The following is a 17,647-nucleotide window of genomic DNA, read 5'->3' on the forward strand; positions in this document are numbered from 1 at the left end:
TTTTTTGTATTTTCGGTTATTTGACTTACTTTTGCTTTACTAAAAAAATGACAAGACAGTAAATTACTATGTTTCAGACTAAAGTAGAAATACCAACAACTTCGCTCACAATTAATTATACAACAGCCATACTTACACTCGGGTCCTGTTTTGCTGAGAATATTGGACGTAAACTGCAAGAAGTGTACTTTGATACAGAGGTTAATCCTTTTGGTGTGCTTTACAATCCGGTTTCTATTATTAACAGTTTGGAACTTTTGTTGGAGAACAAAGAATTTACTCGCAAAGATATTTTTGAGTCGCGTTCGTTGTGGCACAGTTTCTCTCATAGCAGCCTTTTTTCGGCCGTCTCTGCTGAAGATTGCCTGAATAAAATCAATTCAGGAATGTCAGCTGCTGGTAGTTTTCTCGGCAGGGCTGATGTATTGATGATTACTTTTGGTACTGCATGGGTTTTTGAAGAAAAAAAGAGTGGGAGAGTAGTGTCCAACTGCCACAAATTACCGGCAGCTGATTTTTATCGCCGCAGATTGTCAGTAGAAGAAATTGTGGACGGTTACACGAACCTGATTAACAAATTATTGCTAAAACGGCCTGAGCTCAAGCTGATATTCAGTGTAAGTCCTATTCGTCATTGGAAAGATGGAGCTCATGAGAATAATCTGAGCAAAAGTACTTTGTTGTTGGCCATTGATATATTAAAGAAGCGGTTTGAGCAGGTTCGCTATTTCCCAGCTTACGAAATTCAACTGGACGAATTACGTGATTATCGATTTTATGCCTCTGATATGCTTCATCCTTCCGATGTAGCTGTTGATTATATTTGGCAACGTTTTTCCCAAACTTATTTTAATCCAATCACGCAACGTGTAAAAAAAGATGTGGAACAACTGGTCAGCGATTTATCCCATCGACCGTTGCAACCCGATTCGGAAGAATTCAAAAAGTTTTGTATCAATGTAGAAAAGCGTAAAACTGCCATTATACACAGTTATCCATTTCTTAGTAATCGGATTAAATAAAAAAGAGACTCTTTGGATTATACCGGAGAGTCTCTTTAAATGATTGGATAAACGATCAAGTTGTAATTATAAATCGGTTATCAATTTGAATTTAGGAACCAAAAGCTTCATTACGCTCCATGCTAACAGATAAGCGAAAGCACAAACGCTAAACATGATGCTATATGCTACCCCAGTGCTTAAAGTTCCATCGAGATAACCTGCAAGCAACTGAATAAGCACACCACCAACTCCTCCTGCAGCAGTTCCAATGCCTGTTATTGAACCCACCGCTTTTTTAGGGAACATGTCCGATACCGTTGTATATAAATTAGCAGACCAAGCCTGATGAGCAGCTCCACCTAAACAAATGACCGCTATTGCGAAAACAATTCCATAAGCAGCTAAGTGTTGTGTAGCCAATAAAGCTAACGGAACAAAAGCAATTATCAATAATGAGGTCATGCGGGATCTGTAGGCTTCCCAACCCTTATTCATAAAGGTCATCGATATAGACCCTCCATATACAGAGCCAAAAATAGCAATACCAAAAACTATAAAATTTGAGAGCATTACATACGATGCTGTCTTTTCAGGAGTCATTCCCACACAAAATTGTTGTCTTACGTAGGTAGGTAACCAAAATAATAAAAACCACCAAACACCGTCTGTACAAAATTTACCAACGACAAAAGACCACGTCTGACGATAAGTCAACAATTTAAACCATGAAATTTTACCGGCTTTATCCGCTTTATTGTCATTGTTGTTTTCCGCAATTCCATCAAGATCACTATGAATATAGTCATATTCTGCTTGAGAAATTTTGCCCTTATCCAGCATTTTTTGTGGAGTACCATACAAAATACCCCAGAAAATAAGCCAAAGGAAACCGAGTAAACCTGTAATTATAAAAGCCATCTGCCAACCGCTAAATAATCCAAAGAATTCAGCACCCTTCGTCCAGGTTAGTAAACACCATGGAACAAACAAAGCACAGATCATAGCTCCGATATTAGATCCGGAATTAAAAATACCCGTCGCTAATGCTCTTTCTTTTTTGGGAAACCATTCTGCTACAGTTTTAATGGAAGATGGGAAGTTTCCAGCCTCACCTGCACCAAAAATACTTCGAGCTATGCTCTGAGCCACGAGCGATTTACCAACAAATGCACTTAAAATACCGGAAAAAGACCAGATAATTAAAGAAAGAGCCAAACCTATTTTTGTTCCAATTTTATCGATGATAATTCCCGCAAATACTGTAGATAAGGAATAAACAATCGTAAAGATTGAAGTTAAATAAGAAAATTCTTGTGATGTCCAACCAAATCCATTAGTAGAACAGAAATAATCCTTTAAAAAGCCGATAACATTACGATCCATGTAATTTACCGTCGTTGAGAATAAGAGTAAGGTTACAATTATCCAGCGGTAATTTCCAATTTTCTCTACGGTTGATTTGTTCATAAAATTAAGTATTGTGTATGATGAAATTAAAGCCTATTTTTTTACCTTTTTGATGATAGCCAACGTGTCACTGCATAGTTTGCTGATACCTGCCCAGTCTTTGGCTTTTATCAGCTCCGCAGGGAACAGGTTTGAAGCCATACCCACACAAGTTACTCCCGCGTCAAACCATGCTTTCAGGTTCGCTTCTTCAGGCTTCACACCGCCGGTCACCATTAGGTTTGACCAAGGCATAGGTGCTTTCAGACCTTTCACAAAAGAGGCACCCAATACATCGCCCGGAAATACTTTGCACAAATCACATCCGGCTTCTTGCGCAAAACCTACTTCGGATACCGAACCACAACCCGGTGTGTAAGGAATCAGTCGACGGTTAGCTACTTTAGCTATTTCAGGATTAAACAATGGACCTACAATAAAATTTGCGCCCAACTGAATATAAAGAGCGGCAGTTGGAGCATCTACTATAGAGCCAACTCCTAAAATCATTTCAGGACATTCTTTGCCCGAAAATTTTACCAACTCTCCGAATACTTCGTGAGCAAAATCACCACGGTTGGTGAATTCGAATGCACGTACACCGCCTTCGTAGCAAGCTTTCAGTACATTTTTTGCTATTTCAATATCGCTATTGTAGAAAACAGCAACCATACCGGTTTCCTGCATGGCTGTAATTACCTGAATTTTGTTGAATTTCATTTTCTATAATTTTAGCTCCGACCCTTGAACGGGAAGAAGAAGTATTAATATCTTTTTACCTTACCACACGTCCGCTACCATCGCCGCCCATCAGACCTTCTACTTCGGCAACCGTTACCAGATTGTAGTCTCCGTAAATAGTGTGTTTCAAGCACGAAGCTGCAACAGCAAATTCAAGCGCTTTTTGGTCGCTGTCGGTATAAGTCAGTAAACCATAAATTAATCCACCCATGAAAGAATCGCCACCGCCTACGCGGTCAACAATGTGTGTAATATCGTAACGTTTCGATTGATAGAGTATTCCATTGCTGTAAAGCACACCTCCCCAGGTATTGTGGTTAGCATTGATAGAGCCGCGCAGCGTAATAATTACTTTTTGAGCACGAGGAAATTTTTTCATCATTTGCGTACAAACCGATTCAAATTCGGCAGCATCCACCTCGCCACCGGTATGAGCCACATCAAAACCTTCGGGTTTAATGCCGAACACTTTCTCTGCATCTTCTTCGTTACCCAGTATTATATCGCAACCTGCAACCAGTGCCGGCATAACTTCCGAAGCTGTTTTACCGTATTTCCAAAGATTTTTACGATAATTTAAATCCGTAGAAACGGTAACACCCATTTCGTTGGCAATCTGAATTGCTTCCAGACAAGCGTCGGCAGCACCTTGCGACAAAGCCGGAGTAATGCCTGTCCAGTGAAACCAGTCCGCATCCTTGAAAATTTCGTGCCAGTTTACCATACCGGGTTTAATGTCTGCAATAGAAGAGTTAGCACGGTCATATACCACTTTGCTGGCACGCGCAACTGCACCTGTTTCGAGAAAATAAATGCCTACGCGATCACCACCACGTAAGATTTCGTTTGTGCCCACACCATATTTACGCAAATTCATGATACATGATTCCGCGATGTCATTTTTAGGTAAACGGGTTACAAATTCTGTTTTCATACCGTAGTTTGCCAGTGATACAGCTACATTGGCTTCGCCTCCACCAAAAGTGGCTGTAAACTGTGTGGCCTGACTAAAACGCTCAAAACCAGGCGTTGCTAAACGAAGCATGATTTCTCCAAATGTTACAATCTTTTTACTCATTATTTCCTTTGTAATTTTGTATTCCTGCATTCTGCTGCAAAAATAATCTGTTTGTAATTATCTATCGTTCAAAAATTAAAAAACTTCTTTGCATTGTTGTAACTGATATCTTCTACCATTTTACCGATAAAATCAAGCTCCTGATGTGGAAGCAATCCGTTTTCTACGTCATTGCCAATCAGGTTACACAAGGTTCGACGGAAATACTCATGACGCGGGTAGGAGAGGAAGCTGCGAGAATCTGTCAACATACCTACAAAACGGCTCATCAATCCCATAACCGAAAGTGAGTTTAGCTGCTTTTCTATTCCATCTTTCTGATCCAAAAACCACCAACCTGAGCCAAACTGAATTTTACCTGCTACCGTTCCATCCTGAAAATTACCAATCATGGTGGCAATCATCTCGTTATCTGCCGGATTTAAATTATAAAGTATTGTCTTTGTCAGTTTATCCTGCGAATCCAGACGGTCTAAAAATTTAGATAATGCTTTCGCAGTAGTGAATGTTCCGATAGAATCGAACCCGGTATCTGCACCTACTTTATTAAACAGACGTGTATTGTTGTTGCGTATCACACCGTAATGAAACTGCTGAGTCCAGCCTTTTTCCCAATCCATCTCGGCAAAAATGACAAGCATAGCCGATTTAAACTTCAACGTTTCAGTTTCAGTCAGGGCTTGTCCACCATATACTTTGTTGAATATTGATTTTATTTCTGCTTCGGTATAATCTTCGGCATAGAATTCTTCGATTCCGTGGTCGGATAGTTTACAGCCTTGAGCTTCGAAAAAATCCTGGCGTTTGCGTAGTGCGGTAATCATATCGTCGAAACCGGAAATGCTTACACCCGATACTTCGGCCAGCTGCTCTATGTAAGTGCGAAATGCAGCCGGATTTTCTACAGCCATTGCCTTATCAGGTCTCCACGTTGGCAGCATTTTCACTGCAAAATTATCATTTCGGGTTTTTATGTGATATTCAAGCGAATCAATAGGATCGTCGGTGGTACATACAGCCTCTACATTGTATTTAATCATCAAATTGCGGGCTGAATATTCAGGAGTTTGTAACTTAGCGGTACACTCGTCGTAAATTTCACGCGCTGTTTTAGGCGATAAAAGCTTTTCTATTCCGAATCCGGTTTTCAATTCCAGATGAGTCCAGTGGTAAAGCGGGTTGCGCATGGTGTAAGGTACTGTTTCCGCCCATTTTTCAAATTTTTCCCAATCCGAAGTATCTTTTCCTGTGCAATATTTCTCGGCAATACCGTTGGTTCGCATAGCCCGCCATTTATAATGATCACCGCCAAGCCAGATTTCTGTCAGTGACTTAAACCGATAATCATTAGCCACCATAGAAGGTATTAAATGACAGTGGTAATCTATAATGGGTTGGTGAGCTGCATGTTCGTGATATAGTTTTTGCGCGGTTTTTGTTTGCAAAAGAAAATTCTCATCTAAAAAGTCTTTCATGATAATTTATCCTGTTTGATATGATATTTACTGGTTAATTTCAGTCATTCACATAGTTACTGCCGATGATAACCCTATCTGCTCTGAAATATATCTTGCAAAACGTATACAAAAAAATGTTTTGATTTTAAACTACACATTATAAGCATATTATATCTACAAAGCAACTCAAATGAGCAGTTCCGTGTTCGCCCACGAAGATACAAATAATTTTATATACACGAAAATATACATTTTTTATTCAGCATATTTCTGTAGTATAGCGTTATGTTTAATATTATATCATTGATTATAAATTTATTACATTTATAAATCAACTCTTAAACAAGGGGATATAATAGAATAAGTCGTATTTTTATTATAGCTATACTAATACTTTTGTGAGATTTGGAGGAAAGAATAGGAACAATAAAGACACGAATAAATCGTGTCTTTATTTAAAGAGAAACCTTAATAGGATTAAAATAATTCTTCTCTCAATATCTTATTTAGAAGGAGCTATTAATTTATAACCCTTTCCGTGAATATTGATAATAATCAGGTTAGTGTCAGCCTTCAATAATTTACGCAACTTGCATAAATATACATCCATGCTTCTTCCATTGAAATAGTTGTTTTCATCCCAAATGGTTTCCAACAAATATTTGCGTTCCAACATTACATTAGGATTAGCTGCTAACAGAATTAGCAAGTGTAATTCCTTGTTTGTTAACCTTGTCGTTTCAGCTCCCAGAGTAAGTGTTTTTTTCTGAACATCAATTGAATAAGCTCCGATTGTATAAGAAGGAGTTTTCAATAATTTTTCAAGAGCTTCGCTATGAGCTTTGAAAATGATTCTTTCGTTTTCCATTTTGCTTCTTTTTTTTAGTGTTAATATATAGTGAACAGTAAGTGAATGACAAATTCGTAATCTGATTTTTGTTTGTTTGATATATTATCTAAGCTGCATTAACTTTAACAAGAGAGACTAATAAATTGTTCGCAATTATTACATGTTTAATTTGATATTTTTGGAAAATCTTATTCCAAATAGATTATCTTAAATTTCAAATCCTTTACAGACGCATATTTCAGCTAAAATCTCAAATAAAAAATAAAACAAAAATAATAGAGATTTTTTTAAACAAATCGTTCCATCATAATAAATCTTTGTTTTTTTATTCAGTATAAACATTAATTTAAAAATTAGAATATGCAAAACTACACATTTCATTTGAAAAAACAAAAAGTAAGTTAAACAATTTGATGTAAACACAATATTTTTATCATTAATTGTACTGTCATATTTTTAAAATAGGTATGTTTGAGCGGTGTACTCAAGACAATTGGGTTTGCCAAGCATTTGGATTATAAATATTTATTCTATAATATAACATTATTTCGTATTCATACACAAGCATTAAAAATAAATTGTTTTTTTGTAAAATAAGTTGTACTTTTGTATGAATTTTTTTTATAGAGCTACACTAGGCAAGCACATTGCAGAAAAAAGATGGAAAACACGGGAGATAAGATTAGAATTAAAGACATTGCTAAACTGGCAGGAGTATCAGAAGGAACTGTGGACAGAGTGATACATCAACGTGGAGATGTATCACTCAAAAGTTTAGAGGCAGTACAAAAGGTGCTCGATGAAATTAATTATAAACCAAATCTTATTGCCCGATCGTTGGCATCAAAAAAACAGTTTCACTTTGTGTGTCTTATTCCCGAACACGGATATCAAGATTATTGGCAAAGTGTGAATAACGGCTTTCAACAGGCAGCAGAAGAGTTTGTACATTATAATGTAAGAATAAAACAGCTATATTTCAATCAATTCGATGCTCACAGTTTCACCCGCACTTCTGAAGAAGTACTATCACTAAAGCCCGACGCAGTCTTTGTAGCACCTATCTTCCGTGACGAAGCACTGAAATTTACTGCAGAGTTGGACGCATTAGATATTCCGTTTTCGTTTATCGATTCCATCGTTGATAATACCAATTTTGTTACATACTATGGGCAACACTCTTTTCAGAGCGGCTATATCGCGGCTAAATTACTGTTGAGTTCCTTTAAGCAAGACGAGAAAGTGATGATTGTGCGTACACGTCGTAACGGGGCTGTTTCAAACCAGACCAGAAACCGTTACAACGGCTTTATGCAATATGTGAAGGATGTGGAAATGATCGATAAACTGAAGGTCATCAACGTAGAGTTTAATGATAATGACGAAGATTCCAACTTGCAAAAGGTACGCGATGCATTTGAAAATAATAGCAATATTAAAGCTGCTGTTACCTTTACCTCCAAAGTGTACCGCCTAGCGAGTTATTTAGAAAAACTACAACACGACGATGTACACATAATAGGCTATGACTTATTGGAGAAAAATGTTCATTACCTGAAACAAGGAATCGTATCGTACCTCATAGCGCAACAGCCAAATAAACAGGCCTATTTTACTGTTCAGGCTATGTGCAAGGAACTTATTTTCAAGCAAGAAATATCACGAATAAATTACGTGCCGATAGATGTTTTAATGAAAGAAAACATTGATTATTATTTAAAATTCAACGAGTAATTATCCAATACACAGTATTTGGATATTATTTTAAAAATATTCTATACAATGACAAATCTTTTTGATGTAAAAGACAAGGTGGTAGTGATCACCGGAGGATGCGGTATTCTAGGCCGTGGTATGGCCGAATATATGTGCGAACAAGGCTGTAAAGTAGTTATTCTGGATCGAATGGTGGAAGCAGGCGAGAGTCTGGTGGCCGATTTAAAATCCAAGGGCTTCGAAGCCTTTTTTGTAACCACCGATGTATTGAACAAAGAAGTACTCGAACAAAACGCTGCCGATATTATGGCTAAATACGGTCGTATTGATGTACTGGTGAATGCTGCCGGCGGTAATATGGCAGGTGCTACCATTGGCCCAGACAATACTATTTTCGACCTGGAAGTAGATGCTTTCCGCAAGGTGGTGGACCTGAACCTCTTCGGAACCGTATTACCGACTATGGTATTCTCTAAAATAATGGTTGATCAAAAGCAGGGTAGTATTATCAATATCTCTTCCGAATCGGCACTTCGCCCATTGACGCGTGTGGTAGGCTACAGCGCTTCGAAGGCAGCCGTAACCAACTTTACCCGATACATGGCCACTGAGCTGGCAACCAAATTCGGCGAAGGACTGCGCGTGAATGCTATGGCTCCCGGATTCTTCCTTACCGAACAAAACCGCACCCTGATGACCAATCCTGATGGTTCGTTGACTGCACGCGGCGAAAAAATCATTGCTCACACACCATTTGGTCGCTTTGGCGAGCCGGACGAACTGTACGGCACACTGCACTGGTTGGCAAGCGACGCTTCAAAATTCGTAACGGGTACACTTACTGTCATCGACGGCGGTTTTGATGCATTTGCCATTTAAACCCTGACCCCTAAAGGAAAACCAGGTAAGTTTTATATTTTTATTTGTTTAATGAATTAAAGTTTTAGGAATAATATTTAGAAAAATCCCCTTATTGTCTGAAGGAGAATAGACTAGCTTTATTCCCCTTTAGGGGCTAGGGGTCAATAAGATTATGTATTTATGTAAACAATCCTGGAGATGGTACGGTCCCAATGACCCTGTATCGCTCGCAGATATTCGTCAGGCAGGAGCTACCGACATAGTGAATGCACTGCATCAAATTCCGAACGGTCAGGTATGGACAGTAGAAGATATTATGGAACGCAAAAATATGATCGAAGACGCAGGTCTTATATGGTCTGTGGTAGAAAGCGTTCCTGTACACGAACATATCAAAACTCAAACCGGAGATTTTCAGGTATATATCGACAATTATAAAACCTCGGTGCGTAACCTGGCGGCCTGTGGTATCTACACCATTACGTACAACTTTATGCCCGTGCTTGACTGGACCCGCACCGACCTGGCTTACACTATGCCCGACGGATCCAAAGCCCTGCGTTTCGAGATGGCTGCTTTCGTAGCTTTCGACCTGTTTATACTGAAACGCCCGAATGCAGAGAAAGACTACACGCCGGAGCAAATAGAAAAAGCCAAAGCACGTTTCGAAAGCATGTCCGACGACGAAAAACAACTGCTTACCCGCAATATGATAGCCGGTTTACCCGGATCGGAAGAAAGCTTTACCGTAGAGCAATTTCAACAGGCGTTGGACAGATATAAAGACATTAATGCCGAAAAACTTCGCAGTAACCTGATTTATTTCTTATCGGAAGTATGCCCCGTGGCCGACGAAGTAGGAGCCAGATTGGTGATTCATCCGGATGATCCGCCTGCATCTATCCTGGGTTTACCACGTATCCTGAGTCGCGAGGAAGATTTTGCCAAACTGATACAAACTGTGCCTAACCAGTCCAACGGATTGTGCCTTTGCACCGGTTCGTTCGGCGTGAGCAGCGCCAACGATTTGGCAGGAATGATGGAACGTTTTGGTGACCGCATTGATTTTGTACACTTCAGAAGCACGCAACGCGACGAAGAAGGCAACTTCTACGAAGCAAACCACCTGGAAGGCGATGTAGATATGTACGGTGTAATGAAAGCACTGGTGCTTTTGCAACAACGCCGTCAGTGTTCAATAGCCCTGCGCCCGGATCACGGACATCAAATGCTGGACGATTTGAAAAAGAAAACCAACCCGGGCTATTCCGCTATCGGACGACTCAGAGGATTGGCTGAGCTTCGCGGATTGGAAATGGGAATCGCCAAGTCTATACTTTAGTAAGTTCTTCCCGATGAATTAATCGGGTATTATAAAATAATGAAAGGTTGTATGGTAAGTGAAAACTTATTGTACAGCCTTTTTTAATGCTAAATTATTAATGGTGAATGATAAACTATCCACTGTCAATTTTCAATTAATCATTAAATATTATTCTTACATTTGTATGTCTCAATCATTCATGATACAAAACAAGCATGAAAATAATAATCGACGATAAAATACCCTACATTCAGGGAGCATTTGAAGGGGTAGTTGAAGTAATTTATTTGCCGGGAAATAAAACAACACCGGAAATAGTGAAAGATGCCGATGCAATTGTGACCCGCACCCGAACTATCTGCAATGAGCAATTGCTGGCGGGTTCGGCGGTGAAGTTTATCGCTACGGCAACCATTGGCTACGATCATATTGATACTGACTATTGCGAAGCAGCCGGTATTCAATGGACCAACGCTCCGGGATGCAATTCCAAATCGGTAGAGCAATACATAGCTTCGGCACTGCTGGTGCTGGCGCAGAAAAACAACTGGATATTGGCCGAAAAATGTATTGGTATAGTGGGTGTGGGCAATGTGGGTAGCAAAGTGGCTACGGTGTGCAAGCTTCTGGGCATGAAAGTGCTGCTTAACGATCCACCGCGCGAACGGGCTGAGGGCAAAGGCCACTTTGTAAGTTTGCAACACGTGCTGGACGAAGCCGATATCATCAGCCTGCACGTACCGCTCAACATGACCGGCGAAGATGCCACGTTTCATTTGTGTGACCGAACGTTTTTTACTTCGCTGAAAAGAAAACCCGTGCTGATCAACTCCTGCAGGGGCGAAGTGATAGACACTACATCCGTTAAAGAAGCATTACAGAGCGGCGCTCTCTCTGGCTTTGTATGCGACTGCTGGGAAAATGAGCCGGACATAGACCTTGAACTGCTGGCACTTACCGACCTGGCAACACCCCACATAGCAGGATACTCGCGAGACGGAAAAGCCACCGGAACATTGATGAGTGTGCAGGCAATCAGCAATTTTTTTTCACTAGGACTGAACAACTGGCGCCCTTTAGGGGTTGAATTACCTGTACATCCTGTTATCGAAATAGATGGTACAGGCCTCACCGAACAGGACATAATAGCGAAGGCAGTGCTCAGCACCTACGACATTCGTGACGATGACCGGCGGTTCAGAGCCGACACCACAGAGTTTGAAATGCAACGCGGCGATTACCCTGTACGCAGGGAGTTTACCGCTTACACGCTCCACACCGTCAATGTACCTGAAGCGATAACAGAAAAACTGAAACAGTTGGGTTTTATGCCCGGCTGAATCCCTTCCGCACAGGATAGGATATTTAGTACTGATACATTTTTTCGCAAAATAATAACAACTAACAAGTAATGTTTACCGGTATGCTTCGCAGGAAGACGGTAGGTAACATCAATTTTTTTATGAAAAAGGCAGACATTGGATTAATCGGGTTAGCCGTAATGGGTGAGAACCTGGCATTGAACATGGAAAGTAAAGGTTTCACTGTTGCTGTTTACAACAGAACCGTTCCCGGGATAGAAGAAGGCGTGGTGGATCGATTTATCAACGCACGTGGTGCAGGGAAGAATTTTATCGGATCTACCGAAATGCGCGATTTTGTGCAATCGATAGCCGCTCCCCGCAAGGTATTTATGATGGTGAAAGCCGGTAAGCCGGTGGACGAACTCATTGAACAACTTATTCCGCTGCTCGAACCGGGCGATATTATTATCGATGGTGGAAACTCCCATTACCCCGATACCATACGCCGCACAGGCTATGTTGAAAGCAAAGGTTTACTTTTTGTGGGAACTGGCGTGTCGGGTGGCGAAGAAGGAGCCCTGCTCGGTCCGTCGATGATGCCGGGCGGATCGCCTGCTGCATGGCCTGCCGTGAAAGAGATATTTCAGGCTATATCGGCCAAGGTGGAAGACGGAACTCCCTGCTGCGACTGGGTGGGCGAAGGCGGTGCCGGACACTTTGTAAAAATGGTGCACAACGGCATTGAGTACGGCGATATGCAGATTATTACCGAAGCGTATCAGGTAATGAAAGACCTGCTGGGCATGAGTGCCGACGAGATGCACGAGGTATTTAAAGAATGGAATAAAGGCGATCTGGACTCGTACCTGATAGAAATTACAGCCGAAATACTGGCTTACAAAGATGAAAAAGGAGAACCGCTGGTAGAAAAAATACTGGACACCGCCGGACAAAAAGGTACCGGAAAATGGACAGCCGTCACCGCGCTTGATTTTGGCATACCGCTTACGCTTATCGGCGAATCGGTTTTTGCACGTTGCCTGTCGGCACAGAAAGAACTGCGCGTACTGGCTTCGCAGTCCATACAAGGACCTAAAGCAAGCTTTACAGGTGATAAAGTCCAACTGATAGCCGACCTGAAGGATGCGGTGTTCGGAGCAAAAATCATTTCGTATGCTCAGGGTTATAATCTTATGAAGGAAGCAGCTAATGAATATAAATGGAATCTGAACTACGGTGGCATTGCATTAATGTGGCGCGGAGGATGTATCATCCGTTCGATATTCCTGGCCGATATCAAAAAAGCATTTGAGACCAACCCCGCACTGGAAAATCTGCTGCTGGATCCTTACTTCAAAGGCGTGGTAGAAAAAGCTCAGGCCGGTTGGCGCAGAGTGTGTGCAGCAGCCCTCACCAATGGCATTCCGGTTCCGGCACTTACTTCGGCACTTTGCTATTTCGACGGATTGCGTACTGCTCAACTGCCTGCTAATCTGCTTCAGGCACAGCGTGACTACTTCGGAGCGCATACCTACGAACGCACAGACCAGCCGCGCGGCAAATTCTTCCATACCAACTGGACGGGCAGGGGAGGAGACACCTCTTCTACAACCTATGTTGTTTAATGTATAATTGAAAATGAAAAATGGAGAATTATTAACTATAAATTCTCCATTTTCAACTATAAACTTTCAACTATCAACTAACAATTAATCCCGTGTTTTTACGCAATCTATGTATAGGGCTTTTGATGCTGATGCCTGTAAGCTTAATGGCACAAGCCCGACTGAAAGTCGAAAGTCAGCGTGTGGTGGCAGGAGAAACCCTGCACTACAAAGCCCGTTGGGGATTACTCACCATTGGCAGTGCCACTACCCGCATAGACAAAACCCTCTACAACGTTGGCTCGAATACCTGCTACAAAGTAGATATCAACGGGCAAACAAACGGACTGGCCAAACTCTTCTACGTGAAAGATTCCTGGACAGCCTATATCGACACGGCCACCATCACCACCCATCAGTCGTACCGAAGCATACGTGAAGGCAGATACGAGTTGGACGAGCAAATTCGCTTTGACCAACCCAATAACAAAGCCGAGGTAAAGGTATACGACAAGAAAACAAAAACCTATGTGCTGAAAAAGGTGTACGATACGCACGACAATATACGCGATGTGATAGCGGGTGTGATGACTTTCCGGCTCGTAGATTTATCCCGCTACAGAAAAGGCGATAAATTCACCGTCAACGGATTTTACGAAGACGAAGGCTACAAAATAGAAGTTACCTACCTGGGCGAAGAAATTATCAAAACCGCCCTCGGCAACATGCGCTGCTACAAAGTAAAACCCACCATCCCCAAAAATAATGTGTTCGACGGCAAGGATGCCATTAGCATTTGGCTCTCGGCTGACAGTGCACAGGTCATCATGCGCGTCAAAGCCAGGCTCTTTATCGGCAGCATGAGCATAGAACTACAGGATTGAACCAACTTTCCTGCCTCTGCATCAATCTACTCCCACAGTATATTATCCGGTCATTCTGCCTGCTTACATAAGCAGAAATGTACAATCAATGCAACAGAAAAATATCGCGTGCAAAATATTTTTATCTGAATTTTTTCATAAATAAAAATAATATATTAACTTCACGCCGTTATTTTTTAGCAGAGTAGAATAAGTTCTACAGTCTGCCTGTTTGTTTACACCGATTGTTTTACTCGCATGAATCGTTATGCCACAAAGTATTAGTACATACCTTAAACTTTACATACCACGTTTGTTTACGCATAAATACGGAAAAGTTTATTTTGCGGGAATATGCGCATATACATTCCTGTCGCTTAACTTCCATCAGCCTGTTGGAGCATATATTTCGGACAGTACCCGGGTACATTGGATGCTGAGCTGCTTCGGAGCTGTATTTATCCTGATTTTCATCCTGTTCTACGCATTGCTACCGCGTATCTTCCGTCAATATTTCAATAACTCAGCATGGAACCTCACGAAGGAACTAAGCGTATTGCTCCTGTTTTATGCCGCGTGCTGCATTGCCAACTGGGGATGCTTCTCATACAGCTATCAGTCTGCCTCCGGCACACCTGCCAACCTCATCAATATCCTGATATTTAGTTTCAGTTTTAATTTACTGCCCGTTGTTGTAATTATACTTTTGCAGGCCATTGTGTATCTGCTGGAGAAACATGAATTTACCCTGCATCATCCGGGCGCAGAAGCTATGTCGGTATTCCGGTGTGACGGAGGAAAAGAAATTCCGCTCTACAACATTTTATTTTTCTATCAGTCCGGTAATTATCAGTTTATATACTACGTATCCGAAGCCGGAATAATGGAAGAAAAAGAAAGGCGTAGCATGAAAATTCTGCTCGAAATGATGTCAGTCTACCCGGAGTTTAAATCATGTCACGTGTCTTACCTGGTAAATACGCATAAAATAGAATACTGTGTAACCGAAAGCGGCGAAAAGAGGCTGAAACTCATCGGGTACGACAAAAAACTCAACGTATCCTATAAACACAGGCACGACTTTGACCAATATCTGCTTAATAACCGGAAGTGAATTAAACGGATAGATAATATTTTACAGCAGAGCTTATAAATTTCAGCGTACTTGTACGGAACTGACCTTGTCCTGCGAGGCGAACATTCATTCAGAATAATACTACAGCCCCGACAAGCATACAAAAACTCACGAAAAGCCATAAATTTAACCCTCAAACTTCACACATTTCCGCTAAACATCACACGCTGCTTTTAATTTTCCCAAAAAAGCATTCAATCTTCACACACCCATTAAGGTTTCCAAAACTGCATTTATATTTGAAGCGTCTTTCGGAGGAGAGAACGAAAAGAAAATGGAAAATGATAAATGGAAAGTTGAAGATGATGAATGGAAAATGAAAATTATCAATTCTCAACATTCAATTATCAAATCTGCCGAACAAAAGAACACGTCTGCCGAACAAAAGAACGCGTCTGACGAACGAAAGAACGACATGTGATGTAGAGTAGAACGCATCTGCCAAACGAAAGAACGCGTCTGCCAAGCAAAAGAACGCATCTGCCGAACGAAAGAACGACATGTGATGTAGAGTAGAACGCATCTGCCAAGCGAAAGAACACGTCTGACGAACAAAAGAACGCATCTGCCGAACGAAAGAAAGGGATGGTTTGCAGCGAAACAGGAGACCCCAAACCCCTGAAGGGGACTTAAAGAGTGGTATGCTAGACAATTCTCGATCAATAGAAGATATAGGAAACGAAACTAATTACACATCCCCTTTAGGGGCTTGGGGTAGTAAGATCACAAACTAATATCCCGTAACTCAATACAAACAAATAAAAACATAATACCGCCCCAGACCCCTAAAGGGACTTAAGAGTGGTATACTAGACAATACTCAATCAATAGAAGGTATAGGAGACGAAACTAATTACACATCCCCTTTAGGGGCTTGGGGTAGTAAGATCACAAACTAAATATCTTGTAAATCAATACAAACAAATAAAAAACAAAGAACTATGACTTCAAAACAAAGCAGCATTTATTCAATGCTAAGACGTATCGTTGCATTTTTGAGAAAAGAATCGAATGCATTATCTGTATTTATTGTGCTGAATACATTACAGCCCGAATTGGAACGCAATCTCGACGAAATTGATCTGCTTAAAGAGCAGCAGGCCACAGACATTAAGGGATTGAGCCAACAAAAAGATGCCTTGCGCAAAACAGCTACACAAAAGGCTATCGAGGTTTGTAAAGCATTGCAGTTGTATGCCCAAATGTCCGACAATATTGTGTTGGCCAACGAGGTAGCCTATACAGCAACCGACTTCCGTAAAGCGTCCGACAATGAAGTGGACACCTACCTGTCGGTTATTTATTCGGCAGGAATGCGCTATCAGAGCGAATTACAAGAGTATGGCGTAACACCCAATAAATTGCCCGAACTTAAAACAGCCATCGATGCCTTCAAAGCAGCTATCGGTACACCAAAGGGCGGAACCATAAGCCGTAAACAAATTACCGACCGCATGGGTGCCCTCTTTACCGCCGAAATGCTGATCATTGAGAAAATAGACCTGCTGATCGACACCCTGAAATTCACCAACACCCCGCTGTATACCGAGTATCAGGACAATCGCAAAATCGTCTACTTCAGTTCTTCGCTTATGGTAAATAGTACCATCACCGATGCCGAAACAGGACTGGGGCTACCGGGCGTAGTGATAACGTTTATACTGGATGGCGTAACCGTACTCGAAAAAACTACCGGCGACAATGGCGGAACAAATATCAAATCCATCGAACCCGGAGTGTACACCGTACAACTGTCCAAACCGGCATACATCAGTCAGACGTTTACCATCAGTATTCCGGGCGACGATCTGATAACCATTACAGCCACCATGACCAAAGAAAGCGGAACCAAAGTAAAATAAACAATAACCGCCGACATCGTAACCTGCACCAAAAAGAGAGTTGAAATGTATTCGACTCTCTTTTTTATTGTTTCGTCGTTTCGACTACGCTCAACGACCAATGGTTCTTGAGCGTAGTCGAAAGAAAAGAAATACCCCGATGAAGTAAGAAAATTATTCAGAAAAAGAAAAATAATTTATTTAAATTGCATGCGGTTAAAAAATGATTCGTAAATTTGAGGCGGAAAAAAAGCATTTTATGTTAGAAGATAAAAAACAATTTTTAGAAAGCCAGCTTTAGGGGATTGTCAATTTATTAAAGAGGGGAAGAATTATACCAAATAATTACGAGGACTATATATACTGGGGTTCATTTTTTATAAATATCTTTCCGAAAGATAATTTCAACATCAGCTTTTCAGT

At 41.1% G+C, this 17,647-nt stretch carries 15 protein-coding genes; 10 read left to right on the forward strand and 5 right to left on the reverse strand.

Annotated elements, in window-relative coordinates; translation table 11 throughout:
- Positions 1-68 precede the first annotated feature (68 nt).
- A complete protein-coding gene (locus PALPR_RS02745) occupies positions 69-1,022 on the forward strand; it encodes a GSCFA domain-containing protein (RefSeq protein ID WP_013444083.1) in 954 nt (317 codons plus the stop codon).
- A gap of 66 nt (positions 1,023-1,088) precedes the next feature.
- Here the strand turns inward: PALPR_RS02745 and PALPR_RS02750 are convergent, their stop codons facing one another.
- The 5 genes from PALPR_RS02750 to PALPR_RS02770 all read right to left on the reverse strand — a co-directional run bounded on the left by PALPR_RS02750 (position 1,089) and on the right by PALPR_RS02770 (position 6,594).
- Positions 1,089-2,471, reverse strand: coding sequence for an MFS transporter (locus tag PALPR_RS02750; RefSeq protein WP_013444084.1), 1,383 nt, complete (start codon positions 2,469-2,471; stop codon positions 1,089-1,091).
- Between the two features lie 33 nt (positions 2,472-2,504).
- A complete protein-coding gene (locus PALPR_RS02755) occupies positions 2,505-3,170 on the reverse strand; it encodes a bifunctional 4-hydroxy-2-oxoglutarate aldolase/2-dehydro-3-deoxy-phosphogluconate aldolase (RefSeq protein ID WP_013444085.1) in 666 nt (221 codons plus the stop codon).
- 55 nt (positions 3,171-3,225) lie between these two features.
- Positions 3,226-4,269 (reverse strand): sugar kinase, encoded by a 1,044-nt coding sequence (locus tag PALPR_RS02760; protein ID WP_041620615.1) that lies wholly within the window; start codon positions 4,267-4,269, stop codon positions 3,226-3,228.
- Between the two features lie 68 nt (positions 4,270-4,337).
- Positions 4,338-5,744, reverse strand: coding sequence for a glucuronate isomerase (uxaC, locus tag PALPR_RS02765; protein ID WP_013444087.1), 1,407 nt, complete (start codon positions 5,742-5,744; stop codon positions 4,338-4,340).
- 484 nt (positions 5,745-6,228) lie between these two features.
- Positions 6,229-6,594, reverse strand: coding sequence for a winged helix-turn-helix domain-containing protein (locus tag PALPR_RS02770; protein ID WP_013444088.1), 366 nt, complete (start codon positions 6,592-6,594; stop codon positions 6,229-6,231).
- Between the two features lie 642 nt (positions 6,595-7,236).
- Here PALPR_RS02770 and PALPR_RS02775 point away from each other — a divergent pair.
- From PALPR_RS02775 to PALPR_RS02810, 9 genes are all read left to right on the forward strand, one after another.
- On the forward strand, positions 7,237-8,310 hold the full coding sequence (locus PALPR_RS02775) for a substrate-binding domain-containing protein (protein WP_013444090.1): 1,074 nt from the start codon (positions 7,237-7,239) through the stop codon (positions 8,308-8,310).
- Between the two features lie 48 nt (positions 8,311-8,358).
- Positions 8,359-9,171 carry an SDR family oxidoreductase gene (locus tag PALPR_RS02780; RefSeq protein WP_013444091.1) on the forward strand — a complete coding sequence of 271 codons (813 nt, stop codon included), beginning with the start codon at positions 8,359-8,361 and terminating at the stop codon, positions 9,169-9,171.
- A gap of 154 nt (positions 9,172-9,325) precedes the next feature.
- Positions 9,326-10,495 (forward strand): mannonate dehydratase, encoded by a 1,170-nt coding sequence (gene uxuA, locus PALPR_RS02785; protein WP_013444092.1) that lies wholly within the window; start codon positions 9,326-9,328, stop codon positions 10,493-10,495.
- A 197-nt stretch (positions 10,496-10,692) separates the two neighbouring features.
- Entirely contained in the window at positions 10,693-11,817 is a 1,125-nt protein-coding gene (gene pdxB / locus PALPR_RS02790) for a 4-phosphoerythronate dehydrogenase PdxB (RefSeq protein WP_013444093.1), read from the forward strand.
- 122 nt (positions 11,818-11,939) lie between these two features.
- A complete protein-coding gene (gene gnd, locus PALPR_RS02795; RefSeq protein ID WP_041620622.1) occupies positions 11,940-13,406 on the forward strand; it encodes a decarboxylating NADP(+)-dependent phosphogluconate dehydrogenase in 1,467 nt (488 codons plus the stop codon).
- Between the two features lie 131 nt (positions 13,407-13,537).
- A complete protein-coding gene (locus PALPR_RS02800; protein WP_171805016.1) occupies positions 13,538-14,269 on the forward strand; it encodes a DUF3108 domain-containing protein in 732 nt (243 codons plus the stop codon).
- 247 nt (positions 14,270-14,516) lie between these two features.
- Positions 14,517-15,362: a LytTR family transcriptional regulator DNA-binding domain-containing protein gene (locus PALPR_RS02805; RefSeq protein ID WP_013444096.1), complete on the forward strand. Its 846-nt coding sequence runs from the start codon at positions 14,517-14,519 to the stop codon at positions 15,360-15,362.
- Positions 15,363-15,657: 295 nt separating this feature from the next.
- Positions 15,658-15,804 carry a hypothetical protein gene (locus PALPR_RS15875; protein ID WP_013444097.1) on the forward strand — a complete coding sequence of 49 codons (147 nt, stop codon included), beginning with the start codon at positions 15,658-15,660 and terminating at the stop codon, positions 15,802-15,804.
- 520 nt (positions 15,805-16,324) lie between these two features.
- Positions 16,325-17,245 carry a carboxypeptidase-like regulatory domain-containing protein gene (locus PALPR_RS02810; protein WP_013444098.1) on the forward strand — a complete coding sequence of 307 codons (921 nt, stop codon included), beginning with the start codon at positions 16,325-16,327 and terminating at the stop codon, positions 17,243-17,245.
- The last annotated feature ends 402 nt before the right edge of the window (positions 17,246-17,647 follow it).

Origin of the sequence: Paludibacter propionicigenes WB4, from assembly GCF_000183135.1 — a bacterium.
Taxonomy (GTDB): domain Bacteria; phylum Bacteroidota; class Bacteroidia; order Bacteroidales; family Paludibacteraceae; genus Paludibacter; species Paludibacter propionicigenes.

What these genes read in the sequence shown, in the direction of transcription:
- PALPR_RS02745 (WP_013444083.1), top strand. Translation starts at nt 69, where the DNA reads ATGTTTCAGACTAAAGTAGAAATACCAACAACTTCGCTCACAATTAAT.
- PALPR_RS02750 (WP_013444084.1), bottom strand. Translation starts at nt 2,471, where the DNA reads ATGAACAAATCAACCGTAGAGAAAATTGGAAATTACCGCTGGATAATT.
- PALPR_RS02755 (WP_013444085.1), bottom strand. Translation starts at nt 3,170, where the DNA reads ATGAAATTCAACAAAATTCAGGTAATTACAGCCATGCAGGAAACCGGT.
- PALPR_RS02760 (WP_041620615.1), bottom strand. Translation starts at nt 4,269, where the DNA reads ATGAGTAAAAAGATTGTAACATTTGGAGAAATCATGCTTCGTTTAGCA.
- uxaC (WP_013444087.1), bottom strand. Translation starts at nt 5,744, where the DNA reads ATGAAAGACTTTTTAGATGAGAATTTTCTTTTGCAAACAAAAACCGCG.
- PALPR_RS02770 (WP_013444088.1), bottom strand. Translation starts at nt 6,594, where the DNA reads ATGGAAAACGAAAGAATCATTTTCAAAGCTCATAGCGAAGCTCTTGAA.
- PALPR_RS02775 (WP_013444090.1), top strand. Translation starts at nt 7,237, where the DNA reads ATGGAAAACACGGGAGATAAGATTAGAATTAAAGACATTGCTAAACTG.
- PALPR_RS02780 (WP_013444091.1), top strand. Translation starts at nt 8,359, where the DNA reads ATGACAAATCTTTTTGATGTAAAAGACAAGGTGGTAGTGATCACCGGA.
- uxuA (WP_013444092.1), top strand. Translation starts at nt 9,326, where the DNA reads ATGTATTTATGTAAACAATCCTGGAGATGGTACGGTCCCAATGACCCT.
- pdxB (WP_013444093.1), top strand. Translation starts at nt 10,693, where the DNA reads ATGAAAATAATAATCGACGATAAAATACCCTACATTCAGGGAGCATTT.
- gnd (WP_041620622.1), top strand. Translation starts at nt 11,940, where the DNA reads ATGAAAAAGGCAGACATTGGATTAATCGGGTTAGCCGTAATGGGTGAG.
- PALPR_RS02800 (WP_171805016.1), top strand. Translation starts at nt 13,538, where the DNA reads ATGCCTGTAAGCTTAATGGCACAAGCCCGACTGAAAGTCGAAAGTCAG.
- PALPR_RS02805 (WP_013444096.1), top strand. Translation starts at nt 14,517, where the DNA reads ATGCCACAAAGTATTAGTACATACCTTAAACTTTACATACCACGTTTG.
- PALPR_RS15875 (WP_013444097.1), top strand. Translation starts at nt 15,658, where the DNA reads ATGGAAAATGATAAATGGAAAGTTGAAGATGATGAATGGAAAATGAAA.
- PALPR_RS02810 (WP_013444098.1), top strand. Translation starts at nt 16,325, where the DNA reads ATGACTTCAAAACAAAGCAGCATTTATTCAATGCTAAGACGTATCGTT.